An 18,538-nucleotide genomic window follows, 5' to 3' on the forward strand; every position below is an offset into this window, starting at 1 on the left:
TCTTTCCCTTTTGGGTTCGTCTTTTCCCGGAACGCGATCAAAGCGCGCCGAGGAATGCTTCGATATCTGCCGGACCATTGACGGCAGTGCCGCTCAGATCACGATCAATACGACGGACCATGCCAGTCAGAACCTTGCCTGCGCCGATCTCGACCAGCTCGGTAATGCCCTGTTCTTTCATGTAAAGAACCGACTCACGCCAACGCACTGTGCCGCAAACCTGCTCCACAAGGAGTTTACGAATGGTTTCCGGATTGTCAGTTTTTTCTGCTGTGACGTTTGCAACAACCGGTTTTGCCGGTGCATTCATCGCCACAGTTCCAAGCGCCTCGGCCATACGATCCGCGGCCGGCTGCATCAGCGGGCAATGGAACGGTGCGGAAACCGGCAGCAGGACGGCGCGTTTTGCACCCTTTTCCTTGGCGATTTCAATAGCGCGTTCAACCGCGGCCTTGTGGCCCGACACAACGACCTGACCATTTGCATTGTCGTTTGCCGCCGTGCAGACATCACCCTGTGCGGCTTCTTCGGCAACGGCAACAGCATCAGCATAATCAAGGCCCAGAAGGGCCGCCATCGCACCAACACCGACCGGCACGGCAGCCTGCATGGCCTGGCCACGGATTTTCAGAAGACGGGCCGCATCCGCAATGGCAAAGGTGCCCGCAGCAGCAAGGGCGGAATATTCACCAAGCGAATGACCGGCAACCAGATCGCACTTGTCGGTCAGCGTAAAACCGCCTTCCTTTTCAAGAACACGGGTAACGGCAAGGCTGACAGCCATCAGGGCCGGCTGCGCGTTCTCCGTCAGGGTCAGTTCGTTTTCCGGCCCTTCGAACATCAATGCGCTGAGCTTCTGTGAAAGCGCGTCATCAACTTCCTGGAAAACTTCGCGGGCAACCGGAAATGCATCTGCCAGTTCCTTGCCCATACCTACCGCTTGCGACCCCTGACCGGGGAAAACGAGTGCGCGTGTCATTATCTCAAATATACCTTTGTAAGCTTATGCGAAGGCTGCGCCGTATGTCGGCCCCTCAAAATCGAGCCACCCTTGATAGCGTGCCCGCCTCCACTGTCAAGAACAGATACGGTTTTTTACTCATCGCGTGCGAACCTCGCCAACAAGGTGGCACGGAAATTCATGATTTCAAGTCAAAAGGCAGCAACCATGTATGACATGTTTGCTGCCTTTCTTGAAGGATTGCCTATCATGCATTGCACAATCGCAGCTGCGACCGCCAGGGCCTAGCCGATATAGTGCTGCATGCTCGACACCACGCTATCGGCGATGTGGGATTTCGTGATCACGCCGCAAACATCATCCTGGCGGGGGACGCCACGACATGGTTTGACCACAACTGCGGCCCGGGCCTTGCGGCGTTCCATGCGCTTGATGACGTCATACATGTTCATGTCATCGACCACGACAACAAAGTCCTCACCGATCAGCTCCTTGAGCGCCTTGTTGCCCTTGTCACCGGCCACCGAAAACAGCGCGGTCACATCCGGAATCACACCGGCGATCCGGTCCCCTTCGATGACAATCATCGGGTTGGGTTCCGGCGACGGACCGACCTTGTCGATAACTTCCGAAACCCGAAGTGCGGCATCGGCATAAAGCTGTTTGGTGGTCATGACCTCGCGCACCGGATGGACCATGAACATGTTGCTGTGGCGTTCCTTGGGAATATGACGTCCGCGCAGCACCAGTTTCGACGTATAGATCGTCTCGCTAATGATCATGCGACGGAAACCAAGCGCGATCGCCACCGCCACAATCAGCGGCACTATTATATTATAGTCACGCGTCATCTCGAAAATCATGATGATCGCCGTCATCGCCGCACCGGTCCCCGCGGCAACAACACCGCCCATGCCAACCAGGGCAAACTCGACCGGGGTAATCCCCGCATCGGGGAAAATCATGTTACCGACAACACCGCATGCCGCACCAAGGGTCGCGCCGACAAACAGGGACGGCGAAAACACCCCGCCCGATGCACCGGAACCGATACTGACCGATGTCGCGTACAGCTTGGCAAAGAACAGAACCACCAGCAGCGGCAAGGATGTCATTGTCCCGCGCAGGATATGCTGGATCGTGCCATAGCCGACACCGTCGATATAATAGTTGCCGCCCGTCAGCAGCAGCACATACATCAGAATGCCGACCGACAGCATCCCGACCGCATGACGGGTATAGTCATTGCCCGGCATCTTTTTAAAGAACGCCCCGGTAATCAGCATCGAACGGATCAGCATCCAGGCGGCAATGCCGCACAACACACCAAGAATGACATAGACAACAAGTGCCTGAAGATCGATTGCCGAAACTTGCGGAACAGCGGCAAGCGGCACCTCAAAGGCCGGCGCCAACCCGAACGAGATCCGCCCGATATAGGTCGCAGCCCCGGTCGCAATCACCACCGGAAGGAAGGTCCGCGTCGAAACTTCGGGCATCATCAGTTCAATCGCAAACAGCACCGCCCCAAGTGGCGTGTTGAAGGTTGCGGCAATCCCGGCCCCGGCCCCGGCAGCAAGAAGGGTGATGCGCTGCCCGGTCTGAAGCTTGAACATCTGCGCGATACTTGATCCAAGCGCCGAGCCGACCTGAATGATCGGACCTTCGCGCCCGACAGACGCCCCGGTCCCGATCGACAGCGAAGATGCAACCGACTTGACCAACGCCACCGTCGGGCGAATACGGCCCTGTTCGAAATAAATGGCGTTCATCACCTCGGGCACACCGTGACCTTTGGCCTCGGGCGCGAAGTTATTCACAAGAAACACAACCAGCATACCGCCAAGAACCGGCACCAGAATGACCAACGGGCCCCAGTTGCTCGGCTCGGTCAGAAGGTTCGCGTCGTAATCGATCGAAAAGACACCGAAAAAGGCGATGTTATGGATCAGCGCTACCAGTGCGCGAAAGGCAACGGCACCATATCCGGTGACAATTCCGACGCACAGCGCCAGCAAACATAAATTGAGCAACGATGCACGGCGTGAAGACGCCGCATCAATAGAAGGTTCTACCATCACTAACCACAAGTCTTGAGACAAGGTTCACGAACCGGCATTCAAGGAGTGCGTCACGCGCCCCGAACAGATCGACCATCCCTGTGGTTGAACAGAAATGACCAACAGGTCGCGCGGGTTACCGGCCCGACATATGTCAAAAGGCCTACTCTCTTGAACTTTTTGTTTCAAGTGTGAACCAGTTCACGCATATCGGCCCTCAGGAAAGCGCAACACTGGCGCAACACCCGCGAACGGGTCCGGGCCAAGACAATTCAACGCGCCGCACCGATTTCGGCACCCATACGCCCGACTGTGGAAAACTTGCATTTGGCGTTGCACTAATGGGCGAAAAGTGTATATTCCGCCGTCTCACGGCTCCTTGCCGGGATTGCCCGGCTATGCCTGCATGACATGAGGTCATGTCAGGAAGAGATAAGCCACAAGGAGTGATTAGGAGTATTATGAGCAAGTACGAAAGCGTGTTTATCGCACGTCAGGACTTCTCGACTGCACAGGTCGAAAGCCTGAACGAAAAGCTGACCCAGACCATCGAAGGTCTCGGTGGCAAGATCGCTAAAACCGAATATTGGGGTCTGCGTTCCCTGGCATACCGTGTCAAAAAGAACCGCAAAGGCCACTATACTCTCTTCCAGATCGAAGCTGAAAAAGATGTGATCGCGGAATATGAGCGTCAGATGCGCCTGAACGAAGACGTTCTGCGTCAGATGACTGTCAAGGTTGACGAGTTCGAAGAAGAACAGTCTGCCATTCTGCGTAACCGCGACGAGCGCGGCGGTCGTGGCGGTAATCGCCGTGGCGGTCCCCGTCAGCACGGCTAACAGATAGCGAGGAGATATAATCATGGCTGGACGTCGTCTGTTTTTCCGTCGTCGCAAAACCTGCCCGTTCTCGGGTGATGATGCGCCGAAGATCGACTACAAAGATGTCAAACTGCTGCAGCGTTTCGTTTCCGAACGCGGCAAAATCGTTCCGAGCCGTATCACTGCGGTTTCGGCCAAGAAGCAGCGCGAACTGGCAAAAGCCATCAAACGTGCACGCTTCCTGGCGCTGCTGCCTTACGCAGACCAGGTCTGAGGCAGTCGGCAAGAGACCCTTTTGCGGTCTCGGCCGGGAGTAAATGATGCAACGTGATACCCTCATAGCAATTGGTTCAGGACTTGGCAGTGCCGTTCTGTTCCTGTTGGTCCTATCAGGAAATCCGCTTGCTCTTTTGCTCTCATATTTCGGGCATTTGCCTTTGTTCCTGACGGGACTTTGGCAGGGACCCAAACGCCTGCTGGTTGCGGCAATTGCCGCATGCAGTGCCCTTGTTCTTTTTGGGGGACTGTTGCCTTTCACGGTCTTTGTGATCGTGTTTGCCGGACCGGCGATGTTGTTGACCCGCATGGCGCTGGTCATCCGGAAAGATGAAAATGGCAATCTTGCCTTTCTGCCGTCCGGAATTGTCGTCAGTGCCATGGCCGTCATGGTCGCAACGGTAATGATCTTCATTACCGGGACCCTGTCGGCGGAAGGTCTGGACATTCAGGATCTTATCGCAAGGTTCCTGAGCCAGATGTACTCGGAAATGGGTGTCCCTATGACATCCGATGTTCAGGGTCTGATTGGCATGTTCCAGGTTTACTTCCCGGCGATTGCTGCGGTGAGCTGGCTTTTGATGTTGTTCGCCAATGCTGCAATCGCACAGGCAATTCTGGTGCGCGCAGGCAAAAACCTGCGTCCGACACCGAAAATGGCGTCTTTCGCCTTGCCTGGCTGGTCACTGTTTGCGTTCGCCCTGGCCGGGTTTACGGTCGGCTTTGCCGATGGATCCCTGGCCTATGTGGCGCGAAACGTCGCGGTGGTGCTGGCAGTGCCGTTCCTGTTTCAGGGATTGGCGCTGGTGCATGGGCAGGCAGCCCGATGGCCGCAAAAACGTATGATACTGACGGTGTTTTACATCGTCGCGGTTCTGTCCAGCTGGTCGTTTATTGCGATCACCGGACTTGGAATTGTTGAGCATTTAATCAGGCTGCGGGGGAAAGAACCGATGACCCGTAGCAATGAGGAGGATCGGTGATGGAAGTTATTCTGCTCCAGCGGGTAGAAAAACTCGGTCAGATGGGTGACGTAGTCTCCGTCAAGCCGGGCCACGCCCGCAACCGCTTGCTGCCGCAGGGCATGGCCCTTCGTGCAACCAAAGCAAACCTTTCTGTGTTCGAAGCACAGAAAGCACAGCTCGAAGCTGACAACCTGGAACGCCGCAAAGAAGCCGAAGCGGTTGCCGAGAAGATGGGTGAACTTGCTGTTACCCTCGTTCGTCAGGCATCCGACGTCGGTCAGCTTTACGGTTCGGTTACCGCACGCGACATCGCGACCGCAGTTACCGAAGCTGGTTTCACTGTTGCCCGTACCCAGGTCGTTCTTGATCAGCCGATCAAGACCCTTGGTCTGCACCAGGTTAAAATCAACCTGCACCCGGAAGTTGCTATCGAAGTAACCGCCAACGTTGCACGTTCCGAAGAAGATGCAGAAGAGCAGCTCCGTAAAGGCGCCGCTGTTCTTGGCACCATCGAGGAAGCAGAAGCAGAAGAAGCTCTGGAAGCTGCAGAAGAACTCTTCGAAGAAGAAGTTCCGGCTGAGCTTGCTGACGAAGCTGCTGAAGGCGAAGAAGAAACCAACGCTTAATTGCGGGTTTTCTTCCAAGACCATTCGGGAAACGGCATGTCCGCAAGGACGTGCCGTTTTCTTTTGGTCCCCTTATGCCGCGACAGCGCCCGGACCGGATTTTGAGTGCACTTTCAAAAACCTGTCGGATGTGCGACCTCTGCGCTTGCGGAATACCGGCTATGAGTTATACCGATTAACTCTTTGCGACCAACCGGATGACTGATACCTTTTCCGCCCATGACAGATCCCAATCTTGATGCCCTTTTTGCTCCTCTGGATATGAACCACGGCGACGACGCCGATATGGTGCTCGAACGTATGGCTCCCCATAACTTCGAGGCAGAGGCCGCCCTTCTTGGCGCAATCCTGAACAACAACGCCGCCTATGAGCGCGTGTCGGATATCCTGCGCCCGGAACATTTCGCAGACGGGCGCCATGGCCGCATTTTCGAGGCCTGTGGCAAACTGATCGAACGTGGTCAGCTTGCCAACCCGGTTACGCTCAAGGCCTATTTCAAACAGGACGAGGAACTGGCAGAAATCGGCGGCGCGCAATATCTGGCCGAACTGTCAAACAACCTTGTTTCCGTGATCAATGCCGGGGATTACGGCAAACTGATCTATGACCTGTATCTGCGCCGCGAGCTGATCGAGCTTGGCGAAGATGTGGTCAATGAGGCCTATAAATACGAACTCGATACCGACGCCACCACCCAGATCGAAAAAGCCGAACAGAAACTGTTCTCGCTGGCGACTGCTGGGGCCGCAGAATCGGGCTTTGTTGCCTTCGGCCCGGCCCTTGCCAAGGCCTATGAGAATATCGATCACGCCTATAAGAACGCCGGGCGCGTTGTTGGTGTGACCACGGGCTTGCGCGACATTGACCGCAAGCTTGGCGGTTTGCACCCGTCCGACTTGCTGATCCTTGCCGGTCGTCCGTCGATGGGTAAAACCGCCCTTGCCATGAACGTGGCCTTCAACGCGGCGATTGCATCCCATCAGAACCGGCTGGCGGGCGAAGACACCCGCGATGAAACCCGTACCGGTGCGGTTGCCGTGTTTTCCCTTGAGATGGCGGCAGAACAGCTGGCCGGTCGTCTGCTGTCGCAGGCAGCCGAAGTCTCGGGCGATAACATGCGCCGTGGTGACCTTAACGAACAGGATTTCGAACGACTGCTTCTGGCGACCCAGGAACTCAATACCGTTCCGCTTTATATCGACGATACGCCGGCCCTGCCGGTATCGACACTTAGAACCCGTTGCCGCCGCCTGAAGCGTCAGCACGGCCTTGCCATGATCGTCGTCGATTACCTTCAGCTTCTGGCACCGCCGACCAACTTCCGCGGCGATGGCCGTGTGCAGGAGGTCTCGGAAATTACCCGTATGCTCAAGGCCATCGCCAAGGAGCTTGAAGTTCCGGTCCTGGCCCTGTCACAGCTTTCGCGTGCAGTTGAACAGCGTGACGACAAACGCCCGCAGCTTTCTGACTTGCGTGAATCCGGCTCGATCGAGCAGGACGCCGACGTCGTGATGTTCATTTACCGCGAACAATATTATCTCGAACGTGCCGAACCGGCCCAACGCCCGGAAGAAGCCACCGACAAGTTCGGTGAACGCTATGCGCAGTGGCAGGAACGTTTGAACCATGTTTACAACACCGCAGAGGTAATCGTTGCCAAACAGCGTCACGGCCCGGTGGGCAACGTGCGCCTGTTCTTTGACGGGAACTACACCAAGTTTGGCGATCTTGATCACACTGAAGAAGAATATGAATAGGGTTTGGGCCAGCGCCCATCCGTAAACGGATTCCACGGGGTATTACGAATGACCGTTCTTCCCGCCGTCGGCCGTGCTGCCGAGTGCGCGGAACTGCAGATCAATTTGAAAGCAGTTGCCGACAACTATCAACGTCTGACCAAACGCTATACTGGGCGCACCTGTGGTGCCGTGGTAAAGGCGGATGCCTATGGTCTTGGCGCCAACACCATCGTTCCGGTCCTGAAAAAACAGGGATGCCGATTGTTCTTCGTGGCACAGGCCAACGAAGCAGCCGAACTGTTCCCGGTTCTGCGCGGCGGTGGACGGATTGCCGTTCTGAACGGTGTGTTGCCCGGTGACGAAGAATTCTTCATCGAAAATGACGTGATCCCGGTGCTCAATGATCTCGAACAGATCGAACGCTGGTCCAATCTGTGCCGGGAATATGAACGTCCGGCCCCGGCATTCATCCATCTTGATACCGGCATGAGCCGCCTTGGCCTGACGCCGCTTGATGTCAGCCATCTGGTCGATCGTTATTCATCGCTTCTGTACGGGTTTGAAAAAGCCGGTTACATGACCCATCCGGTCGCCGCCGACGAGGCCGGAAACCCGATCACCAAGGAACAGTATGACCTGTTCATGAAATGGTATCGTCGCCTGCCCCCGGCACCGCGCGGTTTCTGCAATTCATCGGCGATCTTCCGTGACAATGAATATCACCTTGAATTCTGCCGTCCGGGCTTTGCACTTTGGGGCGGCAACCCGACGCCGGAAACCACCAACCCGATGCGCTCAGTGGTCACCCTTAAGGCCAAGGTCTTGCAGGTGCGTGACATTGATGAACCGCAAACCGTCGGTTACGGCGCATCCTGGCAGGCAAAACGCAAAACCAAAATCGCCACCATTGCCGTCGGTTATGCCGATGGCTGGCTACGGTCGCTTTCGAATTCCGGCAAACTTCTGATCAAGGGACATGCCGTTCCCTATGTCGGGCGGGTTTCGATGGATGCGATCACGGTTGATATCACCGACCTTCCGGGCAAGCCGCTTAAGGCTGGTGACATGGTATCGCTTCTTGATGACAAGATGACGGTTGACGATGTCGCATCTGCTGCTGGTACAATCGGTTATGAAATTCTAACTTCGCTTGGACATCGCTATCGGCGGGTTTATACAGAAAGCTGATCCATAAAAACTGGCCGAACCACCGGACAATACAATCTTGGCGGGCCGATAACAGGGGACTTCGAAGTACAGATGCCGATCTTTGCGCCGGTTGGGCAGATCTTTTTGACCTTTTTGGCCCTTGTTGGTCGCGTGACGGTGTTTGCAGGTCGGACAATTGGCCACATGGTCACCCCGCCGATCTATTTTCGCCTGATCTTCAAACAGATGCGCGAAATCGGCTATTTCTCTTTGCCGGTTGTCGCCATGACCACCCTGTTTGCCGGGATGGTTCTTGCCCTGCAATCCTATTCGGGGTTCTCGCGCTTTTCAGCCGAAAGTGCGGTTGCCACCGTGGTTGTCATTTCCATGACCCGCGAACTGGGACCGGTTCTGGCCGGTCTGATGGTGGCGGGCCGTGTTGGTGCGGCGATTGCTGCTGAAATCGGCACCATGCGCGTTACCGAACAGATCGACGCATTGGTCACGCTTTCGACCAATCCGTTCAAATATCTGGTGGTTCCGCGCGTTGTTGCGGGTCTGGTTACCCTGCCCGTGCTTGTTCTGATCGGCGATATCATCGGCGTACTTGGCGGCTATCTGGTCGGGGTCAACAAACTTGGCTTTAATGACGGCTCCTATATCCGCAATACGTTCCAGTATCTTGAACAGCTTGATGTGATTTCCGGTCTGGTGAAGGCCGCCGTATTCGGCTTTATCATCACGCTGATGGGCTGTTATCACGGCTATCATTCGCGTGGCGGAGCACAGGGTGTCGGTCAGGCCACCACCAATGCGGTTGTTTCAAGCTCCATCCTGATCCTGATTTCGAACTATATCGTCACCGAACTGTTCTTTACGCGTTAAGGGCCGGACCGCATCATGAGCAATCCCGCCAAGATATCACTGCGTAATGTCCACAAGGCATTCGGCCCGAAAAAGGTTCTTCAGGGCGTCGATCTTGACGTTGCCCCGGGGGAATCGGTTGCCATTATCGGCGGATCGGGCACCGGAAAGTCGGTAACGCTGAAATGTGTTCTGGGCCTTCTGACCCCGGACCAGGGATCGATCACGGTCGATGGCATTGATATGACCAATGCCAGTCAGGCCGAACGCGATGCGATGCTTGCCAAAACCGGGATGCTGTTTCAGGGCGCCGCCCTTTTTGATTCCCTGTCAGTCTGGGAAAATGTGGCCTTTGGCCTGATCGAAGGTCGTGGCATGAAGCCGCGCGATGCGCGCGATGTCGCCATTGCCCGTCTCGAAGATGTCGGACTGGGATCAGACGTCGCCAATATGTCCCCGGCATCGCTTTCGGGCGGCATGCAAAAGCGCGTCGGACTGGCGCGTGCCATCGCGACAGAACCGGAAATCCTGTTCTTTGACGAACCCACGACCGGCATCGATCCGATCATGGGGGATGTGATCAATGATCTGATCGTCAAATGCACCCGCGAACTGGGCGCCAGTGCGATGACCATTACCCATGATATGGCAAGTGCGCGCAAAATTGCCGACCGGGTCGCGATGCTTTATCAGGGCAAGATCATCTGGGACGGCCCGGTTTCGGAAATCGACGCTGCCGATAACCCCTATTTGCAACAATTCGTTGCCGGTGATATCGAAGGTCCGCTTGAACTTGATCTCAAGCATCTTTGATCCTGTCGCACGCGACAGCAATCGCCGTTACAGACATTTCTTTTCTTTGATCTGCGGAGCATTCTGTGGCCAAAACCCAAAGCCGTTTCATCTGTCAGAACTGTGGTGCGGAATACCGCAAATGGACCGGTCGTTGTGACGGATGCGGGGAATGGAACAGCATCGAAGAAGAACGCGTCGAAAGCGGCCCAAAGGCAGCAGGCGGCATTGCCGGCGGTGCCAAGGGCAAGACCATCGAATTCGTCGCCCTTGAAGGCGAAAGTGCCAGCCCCAAACGCATCATAAGCGGCATTGCCGAACTTGATCGCGCCTGTGGCGGGGGGCTTGTTCCGGGATCGGCCCTTTTGGTTGGCGGGGATCCGGGGATTGGCAAATCCACCATCCTGCTTCAGGCCGTCGGTGCGATGGCTGCCAAAAACAAATGTGCCTATATCTCGGGCGAGGAAGCGGTCGATCAGGTCCGCATGCGCGCCGCCCGTCTGGGGCTTGAAAAGTCCAAGGTCGATTTTGCTGCCGCCACCAGTTTGCGCGATATCATCACAACCCTTGAAGCCAGCAGCCATGACGTCGTGGTCATTGACTCGATCCAGACCATGTATGCCGACACCCTTGATAGTGCGCCCGGCACCGTGTCACAGGTTCGCGCCTGCGCGCTTGAACTGATCCGCCTTGCCAAGCGTAAAGGATTTGCGGTCCTTCTGGTCGGTCACGTCACCAAGGAAGGCCAGATCGCAGGCCCTCGTGTTCTTGAACATATGGTCGATACGGTTCTGTATTTCGAAGGCGAACGCGGCCATCAGTTCCGCATCCTGCGCGCGGTCAAAAACCGTTTTGGCGCAACCGATGAAATCGGCGTGTTTGAAATGGGTGATGCCGGCCTTGTCGAAGTGCCCAACCCGTCTGCACTTTTCCTTGCCGACCGCGAAGCGCCGGTCAGTGGTACGGCGGTGTTTGCCGGTCTTGAAGGCACCCGCCCGATGCTGGTCGAAATCCAGGCCCTTGTCGCCCAATCGGCCCTTGCGACACCGCGTCGTGCGGTTGTTGGCTGGGATTCTGCACGCATGAACATGATCCTTGCCGTGCTGGATGCGCGGTGCGGCCTGCCGCTTAGTCAGTTTGACGTTTATCTGAACGTTGCCGGTGGTTTGCGGGTTGGTGAACCGGCCGCTGACATGGCGGTTGCTGCCGCCCTGATTTCGGCTGTTGCCGATGCACCGGTTCCGGCCGAAACGGTTATTGTCGGGGAAATCGGGCTTTCGGGTGAAGTGCGCCCGGTCGGGCAGCTCGAATCGCGATTGAAAGAAGCCACCAAACTTGGCTTTGGCAATGCCTATACCCCCAAGAACGGCACCCAGGGCAAGAAGAAGCTGTCGATCAAGGGCCTGAACCAGACTGAAATCGGTCATCTTCAGGATTTGGTAAACCTATTCGGCGACGATGTCCGCGACAAGGTGCGCCCGCGCGAAGGCATGTATTAAACGCACTTTGCGATATGTGACCTGATCCCGAACACACCCGGACCGACTGACTTACAAGGTTTACGAACTGATGGATTTCTCTGCCCTCCCCGATCTTGGCGCACGCGATGTGTTTGACCTGATTGTTGTCGGTATCCTGCTTGTGTCGGGGGTGTTTGCGTTTTTCCGTGGTTTCATCCACGAAATCCTGTCGATGATGGGATGGTTGGGTGCGGGTTTGTGCGCGCTTTATGGCTATCCAATTGCGCGGCCCTATGTCCGTGATCTGATCCCGTCCGAACTGATTGCCGATCTGGCGACCGGGGTTGGTCTTTTTCTGATTACGTTTCTGATTTTCTCGTTCCTGAGCGGCCGCATCGGACGGGCTGTTCAGAATTCCGGCCTTGATAGTCTTGATAGCACCCTTGGCTTTGTATTCGGTCTGTTGCGCGGCGCGTTGATCGTTTGTATCGGCTTTTTGGCCCTGTCCTGGCTGCTGCCCGCAGATTCGCAACCCGACTGGGTCCGCGATGCCCGGACCCGCCCGGTTCTGGAAGAAGGCGCGTTCCTTATTATGCGCATGGCTCCTGACGAAATTTTCGATACCACCGCCCAAGAGCTTGAGCGCGCACAGCGTCGGGCCGATGCAAACGAGCAAACCTATCGTCAACTTCTTGGTCCGGAACCAAAAGGGACTGGACCCGCGCCCCTAAACGGGTATACAAGGCCCTCGCGCGATGATTTGGATCGCCTGATCGAGGCGACCACTAACGAGTGAGGCGTGTGGGTTTCGTAAAATTACGTTGTCCGTGCGCCACCGGCGAGAGAGCGGAACCCACTCATGCTGACCACCAATCCATTTGATGACGACAAGCTACGTGAAGAATGTGGCGTCTTTGGCGTTTTTGGTACCCCGGATGCTGCTGCACTGACGGCCCTTGGCCTTCATGCATTGCAACACCGCGGACAGGAAGCCGCCGGTATTGTTTCCTATGACGGCGAAGATTTTCCCGCTCATCGGGCCTCGGGCCAGGTTGGCGATATCTTTGGCTCCGAAGATGTGATCAAAAGCCTTCCCGGCCACCGTGCTGTTGGCCATGTCCGCTATTCGACAGCTGGCGGCAAGGGGCTTCGCAACGTGCAGCCGCTTTTTGCCGATTTCGAATTCGGTGGATTGGCGATTGCCCATAACGGCAACCTGACCAACTCGCTTGCGGTGCGTGATCGTCTGGTCAAGCGCGGTTCGATCTTCCAGTCGACCTCGGATACGGAAACCTTCATTCATCTGATTGCCACCAGCCTGTACGAGAAGATCGTCGATCGTTTGATCGATGCGGTCCGTCAGGTCGAAGGTGCCTATTCGCTGGTCGTCATGACCCAGAAGAAACTGATCGGTGTCCGTGACCCGCTTGGTGTCCGTCCGCTGGTTCTGGGCAAGCTCAATGATGCCTATATCCTGTCGTCGGAGACGGTTGGCCTTGATATCGTTGGCGCGGAATTCATCCGCGACGTCGAACCGGGCGAAATCGTTGAAATTACCGAAGACGGCCTGCGGTCGATCAAGCCGTTCAAACCGGTCAAATCGCGCTTCTGCATTTTCGAGCATGTCTATTTCGCCCGCCCCGACAGCATCGTCGAAGGCACAAGCGTCTATGACGTGCGCAAGAATATCGGTCGTGAACTGGCCCGTGAGTCCGCAATCGAGGCCGACGTTGTCGTGCCGATCCCGGATTCCGGTGTTCCGTCCGCATTGGGGTACGCCGAGGAAAGCGGTATTCCGTTCGAACTGGGCATCATCCGTAACCATTATGTCGGCCGTACCTTTATCGAACCGACCGATCAGATCCGCCATCTTGGCGTGAAGCTGAAACATAACGCCAACCCCGGCAAGCTTAAGGGCAAGCGCGTTATTCTGGTCGATGACTCGATCGTTCGTGGTACGACTTCGACCAAGATCGTTGATCTGGTCCGTCAGGCCGGTGCGGCAGAGGTGCATATGCGCATCACAAGCCCGCCCACGACCAACCCGTGCTTCTATGGTGTCGATACCCCGTCCAAAGACAAACTGATGGCGGCAAATCACGACATCGAAAGCATGGCCAAGATCATCGGCGTCGACAGCCTTGCCTTTGTCACCATTGACGGTCTGTATCGTGCGACCGGTCTTCCGGGCCGTGACAATGACAGCCCGGCATTCTGTGATGCGTGCTTTACCGGCGATTATCCGATCCGGCTTACCGATCACAATGCCGAAAACAAGGACCGCAAGCTGAGCCAGCTGGTCGAAAGGCAGTCTGCATGACCGATACAAAGCGCCTAGAAGGACGCGTAGCACTGATTACCGGTGCCTCGCACGGGATCGGTTACGCGGTTGCCAAACGTTTCGCTGCCGAAGGCGCACAGGTCATTGCGATTGGTCGCAATGTCGGCGCGCTTGAAGAACTCAGCGATGAAATCACCGATGCCGGCGGCAAGATCAGCTTGCTGCCGCTTGATCTGACCATGTTCGAAAAGGTCGATGCCATCGGCCCGACCATTTATGAACGGTTCGGCAAGCTTGATATCGTGGTTGGCAATGCGGGCCTTCTGGGCGAAATCGCCCCGGTCGGCCACATCGATACCCAGGTTTTCGACAATACGGTCGCAACCAACGTTACGTCGAATTTCCGCCTTATCCGCACGGTCGACAAGCTGTTGCAGCTTTCTGATGCCGGGCGTGCGATTTTCGTGACCTCGAACGCCTCGGCCAAGGGTCGTGCCTTCTGGGGGCTTTATGCCGCCACCAAGGCCGCGCTTGAAGCCCTTGTGCTGTCCTATGCCCAAGAGCTTGAGGAAAGCAAGGTCCGCGTCAATCTGATCAATCCCGGTCGTATCCGCACCAAAATGCGTGCCGAAGCCTATCCGGGCGAAGATCCCGAAACGCTGCCCACCCCCGACAGAATCACCGATGTGTTTGTCGATCTGGCAGAGGCCAGCTGCACCAAACATGGCGAAGTGGTCAACGCGTATTAAGCATTCCACATACCGCACCGACAAAGGGCCTCGAACAGGCCCTTTTTTGTGTTCCTGTTGCGGAATGCAGATTTTCAAAACAATTTTTATGTCCACGACATCAAGCCATTGCGCTTGAGTACCAAGGACCGATAGCATGTGCCCCCAGCAGACACTTATCTGACATAGGGACGCCGATGACACAGGCCTTGAATTTCCGCTTTATTCCATCCTTGGGCACTGTTGCGATTGCCGTTGCCATCGGGGCTGTCATCACCATCAGCACCGTCGATGATGCGCGCGCAACCGACCGTAATGGCGCGTCCATTACATTGCCTGAAATGAATGCGGCACGCGGCAAGGACCTGTTTGCCGAACGCGGCTGTGTTGTCTGTCATTCCGTCAACAGTGTCGGCGGAAATATCGGCCCAAGTCTTGATGCGTCGAACATGAATATCGCACGTGAGCCGTTTGAATTTTTTGCCAGCATGTGGCGCGGGGCCGAGCAGATGCTTCATCTTCAACAGGCAGATCTCGGATATCAGATTGATTTTTCCGGTCAGGACATTGCCGATATTTTTGCCTTTGTTCAGGACGGCGAAATCCAGGAACGCTTTACCGAGGATGACCTGCCCGACCATATCCGTGACATCATTGATAACGGCCCGTCGATCCCGCAAAACTGATCAGACAGGGCAGATGCATCAAACCGCATGACGCCCGCCAAAAACGTAGCAAAAAGCCGCCCCTGATGATCAAGGGCGGCTTTGGTCGTTCTGGGACAAGAAATCAGGAAACTAGCGTTTCTTTTTCTTGTTGGCGTATGGGTTGTCACTGCTGCGCAGATAGATACGGATCGGAACGCCCGGCATATCGAAATCTTCGCGCAGACCATTGATCAGATAACGCGTATAGCTTTCGGGCAATTCGGCCGCCTTGGAGCAGTTGATAAAGAAGCTTGGCGGACGCGATTTCGCCTGGGTCATGTAACGCAGACGGATACGACGCCCGGAAATGACCGGCGGCAAATGGCGTTCGGTGGTTGCTTCAAGCCAGCGGTTCAGCTGTGACGTCGGGATGCGGCGGCTCCAGATATCGTGGATATCAAGAACTGTCGGCATCAGACGATCGGTACCACGCCCGGTCAGCGCCGAGAAGGTCAGGACCGGAATGCCTTTGGCCTGGGCAAAGGACACGTCAAGCTTGTCACGCAGTTCCTGCATGACGCCTGCCTTGTCCTTGATCGCATCCCACTTGTTGACCGCAATGATCAATGCACGGCCTTCTTCAAGCACCATGCGCGCAATCGTCAGGTCCTGCTTATCAAGCGTGTTGGTCGCATCAAGCATCAAAACAACGACCTGTGCATAGCGGATCACGCGAAGGGTATCGGCAACCGACAGCTTTTCAACGCGGTCATCAATCTTCTTCTTGCGGCGCATCCCGGCGGTATCGACCAGACGGATCGGACGCCCTTCATAGGACCAGTCGACCGCGATCGAGTCACGGGTCAAACCTGCCTGCGGGCCGGTCATGACGCGCTCTTCACCCAGCAACTGGTTCAGAAGGGTCGATTTACCGGCATTCGGGCGGCCGACGATGGCCAGCTGGATTTTGGAGTTATCGCGTGCCCCTTCGACGATCAGTTCGCCATCTTCGTCTTCGTCATCTTCGCTGAATTCGATTTCATAGGACGGGAATACTTCGCCCTCGTCATCGGCAAAGCCATCGGGATCAATCAGATCATCGACATCGTCATCAGCTTCCTGTGCGGCATCTTCCAGTGCCTCGATCGCAGCATCGCGGGCATGTTGCTTGGCAACGCGCTGACGGTGTTTCCATTCGTCCCAATGCGGTTCAAGAATGTCATACAGAAGCTCGATCCCGAGACCATGCTCGGCCGAGATCGGGGCGACATCGCCAAGACCAAGGCCATAGGCCTCGTAAAGGCCGGGATCCTGATCCTTGCCTTCGTGTTTGTTGGCAATGACGTAAACCGGCTTGTGGCGTTTGCGCAGCCAGTCGGCAAAGTGGTTGTCAAGCGGGGTCAGTCCCGCACGCGCATCAATCAGGAACAGCGCGACATCGCATTCCTCGAACGCCTTTTCACTTTGCTGGCGCATCATGCCTTCGACGGAATCATCGAATGCTTCTTCCAGACCGGCGGTATCAATCACGTCAAAAGACATATCGCCCAGACGTGCCTTGCCATAGCGGCGGTCACGGGTGACCCCGGGCTGATCGTCCACCAGGGCCAGCTTTTTGCCGACCAGACGGTTAAACAGGGTCGACTTCCCGACATTGGGGCGACCGATAATGGCAACTTTAAGCGACATCTGACTTTCAGACTCTCGTTATAAAAGGCGTTATGCGCCGACGGCTTTCACTGCCCTCGGCGCATCGCAAATCCTGCAAGGAAACCTTGCCTAATGTTCGAACTGACTGATCAGCGATATGCGATTAGATCGGCATCCGCAGTCAGGAAGTAAAGGCTGTCACCCGCAACCGAAGGCGGCAATGTGATCGGCCCGGAAAGTTCATCCTTGCCGAGAATGTCACCGCTATAAGGGGAAACAGTCATTACTTCGCCCTGCTCGTTACCTACGATCAACCTGTCACCGACCAGTACCGGACCTGTCCAGACAATCGGCTCTTCCTGGTCTTCGGGATCGACAAAACGTGGCAGAACCGTCACCCATTTAACCTGTCCGGTCTTCCGACGCAAGGCAATCAGATCATTTGTATTGGTTAGCAGGTATACGTAATCGCCGGCCACCCATGGTGACTGGATGCCACCGGCCTCAAGTTCCCAGACGCGATAGCCGGTCCGAAGGTCAATCGCAACCGTCAGGCCCGAGTTGCTTGTGGCAATCACAAGGTCATTATCAATCACCGGAAGACCGCGGATATCAGCGATTGCCGAAACGGCATCGGTGCGCCCGGCCCCGGCAAGAGCATCAGACCAGATCACCTGACCGTTTTCCACACGCAGCGCATACATCTCGCCGGTCGAATAGGCCGAAATCACAACGCCCTGATCCACCGCCGGGCTGGCACCACCGATAAAGGCCGCACCCTCGGCTGCACCGCGATGGTTCCAAAGCGTTTCCCCGGTCAAGGCATTGAGCGCGATGGTCTGGTTATCAACAGTGATGGCAAAGACACGACCACCACGGACGGTCGGCGCAGACCGCATCGGGGCGCTGACCTGGGTGCGCCACAGAACCGTGGCACTTGGCGCATCAATGGCAATGATTTCGGCAAAGCCGGTGGTGGCATAGATAATACCGCCCTCATAGGCCAGACCGCCGCCCAGAAGCGTGCTGTCTTCTTCGTCTTCCGGTGCCAGTTCAAGCGACCAGATTCGTTTTCCCGAATTGGCCGCAAAGGCACGGACTTCCGCACTGGCATCAATGGTAAAGATCACGCCACGTGCAATGATTGCCTGATTAAGCAGAAGGTTGTCATCCATCGAACCTTCGCCGATATCAATCGACCAGTCCTGCTTAAGAACATCATTATCCAGACCGACATGGTGCAAGGCATGGCTTGGAATGCCACCATTCTGAGGCCAGTCGACCATCGGTTCGGGTTCCGGAAGAACAACACGCTGATCAGACAGATCGATATCAGGTTGAACCGTGCTTTGCAGGGCCAGAACCGAAATGCGTTCCCCGGGCAATGGCGGCTCTTCGGTGCCGCCAAGCCAACCCGAACACCCGGCCAAAAGGCCCGTCATCCCCATAACGCACAGAAGTGACTTAATACCGCGTGTGGTCAAAACCGTTTCCCCTGATTCAAGCTGTCATCACGGT

At 56.1% G+C, this 18,538-nt stretch carries 17 protein-coding genes; 13 read left to right on the plus strand and 4 right to left on the minus strand.

Annotated features, from left to right (window positions below; translation table 11 throughout):
* Positions 1–37 precede the first annotated feature (37 nt).
* Together fabD and SIB88_RS15315 are read right to left on the minus strand one after the other, a co-directional pair.
* Positions 38–979: an ACP S-malonyltransferase gene (gene fabD, locus SIB88_RS15310; RefSeq protein WP_068518609.1), complete on the minus strand. Its 942-nt coding sequence runs from the start codon at positions 977–979 to the stop codon at positions 38–40.
* Between the two features lie 266 nt (positions 980–1,245).
* Entirely contained in the window at positions 1,246–3,039 is a 1,794-nt protein-coding gene (locus tag SIB88_RS15315) for a chloride channel protein (RefSeq protein WP_068518610.1), read from the minus strand.
* A 443-nt stretch (positions 3,040–3,482) separates the two neighbouring features.
* Here SIB88_RS15315 and rpsF point away from each other — a divergent pair, with 443 nt between their 5' ends.
* From rpsF to SIB88_RS15380, 13 genes are all read left to right on the plus strand, one after another.
* A complete protein-coding gene (gene rpsF, locus SIB88_RS15320) occupies positions 3,483–3,860 on the plus strand; it encodes a 30S ribosomal protein S6 (RefSeq protein ID WP_068518611.1) in 378 nt (125 codons plus the stop codon).
* 16 nt (positions 3,861–3,876) lie between these two features.
* On the plus strand, positions 3,877–4,116 hold the full coding sequence (gene rpsR, locus SIB88_RS15325) for a 30S ribosomal protein S18 (RefSeq protein ID WP_197460813.1): 240 nt from the start codon (positions 3,877–3,879) through the stop codon (positions 4,114–4,116).
* A gap of 46 nt (positions 4,117–4,162) precedes the next feature.
* Positions 4,163–5,101 carry a DUF2232 domain-containing protein gene (locus SIB88_RS15330; RefSeq protein WP_068518739.1) on the plus strand — a complete coding sequence of 313 codons (939 nt, stop codon included), beginning with the start codon at positions 4,163–4,165 and terminating at the stop codon, positions 5,099–5,101.
* Positions 5,101–5,709 (plus strand): 50S ribosomal protein L9, encoded by a 609-nt coding sequence (rplI, locus tag SIB88_RS15335; RefSeq protein ID WP_068518612.1) that lies wholly within the window; start codon positions 5,101–5,103, stop codon positions 5,707–5,709. Before SIB88_RS15330 ends, rplI begins: the two co-directional genes overlap by 1 nt.
* Before the next feature lie 219 nt (positions 5,710–5,928).
* Complete coding sequence (locus SIB88_RS15340) at positions 5,929–7,467, plus strand: replicative DNA helicase (RefSeq protein WP_068518613.1); 1,539 nt, start codon at positions 5,929–5,931, stop codon at positions 7,465–7,467.
* Positions 7,468–7,515: 48 nt separating this feature from the next.
* A complete protein-coding gene (alr, locus tag SIB88_RS15345; RefSeq protein WP_068518614.1) occupies positions 7,516–8,637 on the plus strand; it encodes an alanine racemase in 1,122 nt (373 codons plus the stop codon).
* A 72-nt stretch (positions 8,638–8,709) separates the two neighbouring features.
* A complete protein-coding gene (locus tag SIB88_RS15350) occupies positions 8,710–9,483 on the plus strand; it encodes an MlaE family ABC transporter permease (protein WP_101247713.1) in 774 nt (257 codons plus the stop codon).
* Positions 9,484–9,498: 15 nt separating this feature from the next.
* Positions 9,499–10,275 carry an ABC transporter ATP-binding protein gene (locus tag SIB88_RS15355; RefSeq protein WP_412558429.1) on the plus strand — a complete coding sequence of 259 codons (777 nt, stop codon included), beginning with the start codon at positions 9,499–9,501 and terminating at the stop codon, positions 10,273–10,275.
* Positions 10,276–10,340: 65 nt separating this feature from the next.
* On the plus strand, positions 10,341–11,753 hold the full coding sequence (gene radA / locus SIB88_RS15360) for a DNA repair protein RadA (protein ID WP_068518617.1): 1,413 nt from the start codon (positions 10,341–10,343) through the stop codon (positions 11,751–11,753).
* 70 nt (positions 11,754–11,823) lie between these two features.
* Positions 11,824–12,510 (plus strand): CvpA family protein, encoded by a 687-nt coding sequence (locus SIB88_RS15365; RefSeq protein ID WP_068518618.1) that lies wholly within the window; start codon positions 11,824–11,826, stop codon positions 12,508–12,510.
* A gap of 63 nt (positions 12,511–12,573) precedes the next feature.
* Positions 12,574–14,034, plus strand: a complete 1,461-nt coding sequence (gene purF, locus SIB88_RS15370) for an amidophosphoribosyltransferase (RefSeq protein WP_068518619.1) — start codon at positions 12,574–12,576, stop codon at positions 14,032–14,034.
* Entirely contained in the window at positions 14,031–14,744 is a 714-nt protein-coding gene (locus tag SIB88_RS15375; RefSeq protein WP_287466525.1) for an SDR family NAD(P)-dependent oxidoreductase, read from the plus strand. Before purF ends, SIB88_RS15375 begins: the two co-directional genes overlap by 4 nt.
* A 176-nt stretch (positions 14,745–14,920) precedes the next feature.
* Entirely contained in the window at positions 14,921–15,409 is a 489-nt protein-coding gene (locus tag SIB88_RS15380) for a c-type cytochrome (protein WP_412558430.1), read from the plus strand.
* A 111-nt stretch (positions 15,410–15,520) separates the two neighbouring features.
* Here SIB88_RS15380 and der read toward each other — a convergent pair whose 3' ends face one another.
* Positions 15,521–17,059 carry a ribosome biogenesis GTPase Der gene (der, locus tag SIB88_RS15385; RefSeq protein ID WP_114113582.1) on the minus strand — a complete coding sequence of 513 codons (1,539 nt, stop codon included), beginning with the start codon at positions 17,057–17,059 and terminating at the stop codon, positions 15,521–15,523.
* 110 nt (positions 17,060–17,169) lie between these two features.
* A complete protein-coding gene (locus tag SIB88_RS15390) occupies positions 17,170–18,504 on the minus strand; it encodes a PQQ-like beta-propeller repeat protein (protein WP_228196610.1) in 1,335 nt (444 codons plus the stop codon).
* Between the last annotated feature and the right edge of the window lie 34 nt (positions 18,505–18,538).

The sequence above is a fragment of the Thalassospira sp. MIT121401 genome, assembly GCF_047125595.1.
GTDB classification, from domain to species: Bacteria; Pseudomonadota; Alphaproteobacteria; order Rhodospirillales; family Thalassospiraceae; genus Thalassospira; species Thalassospira povalilytica.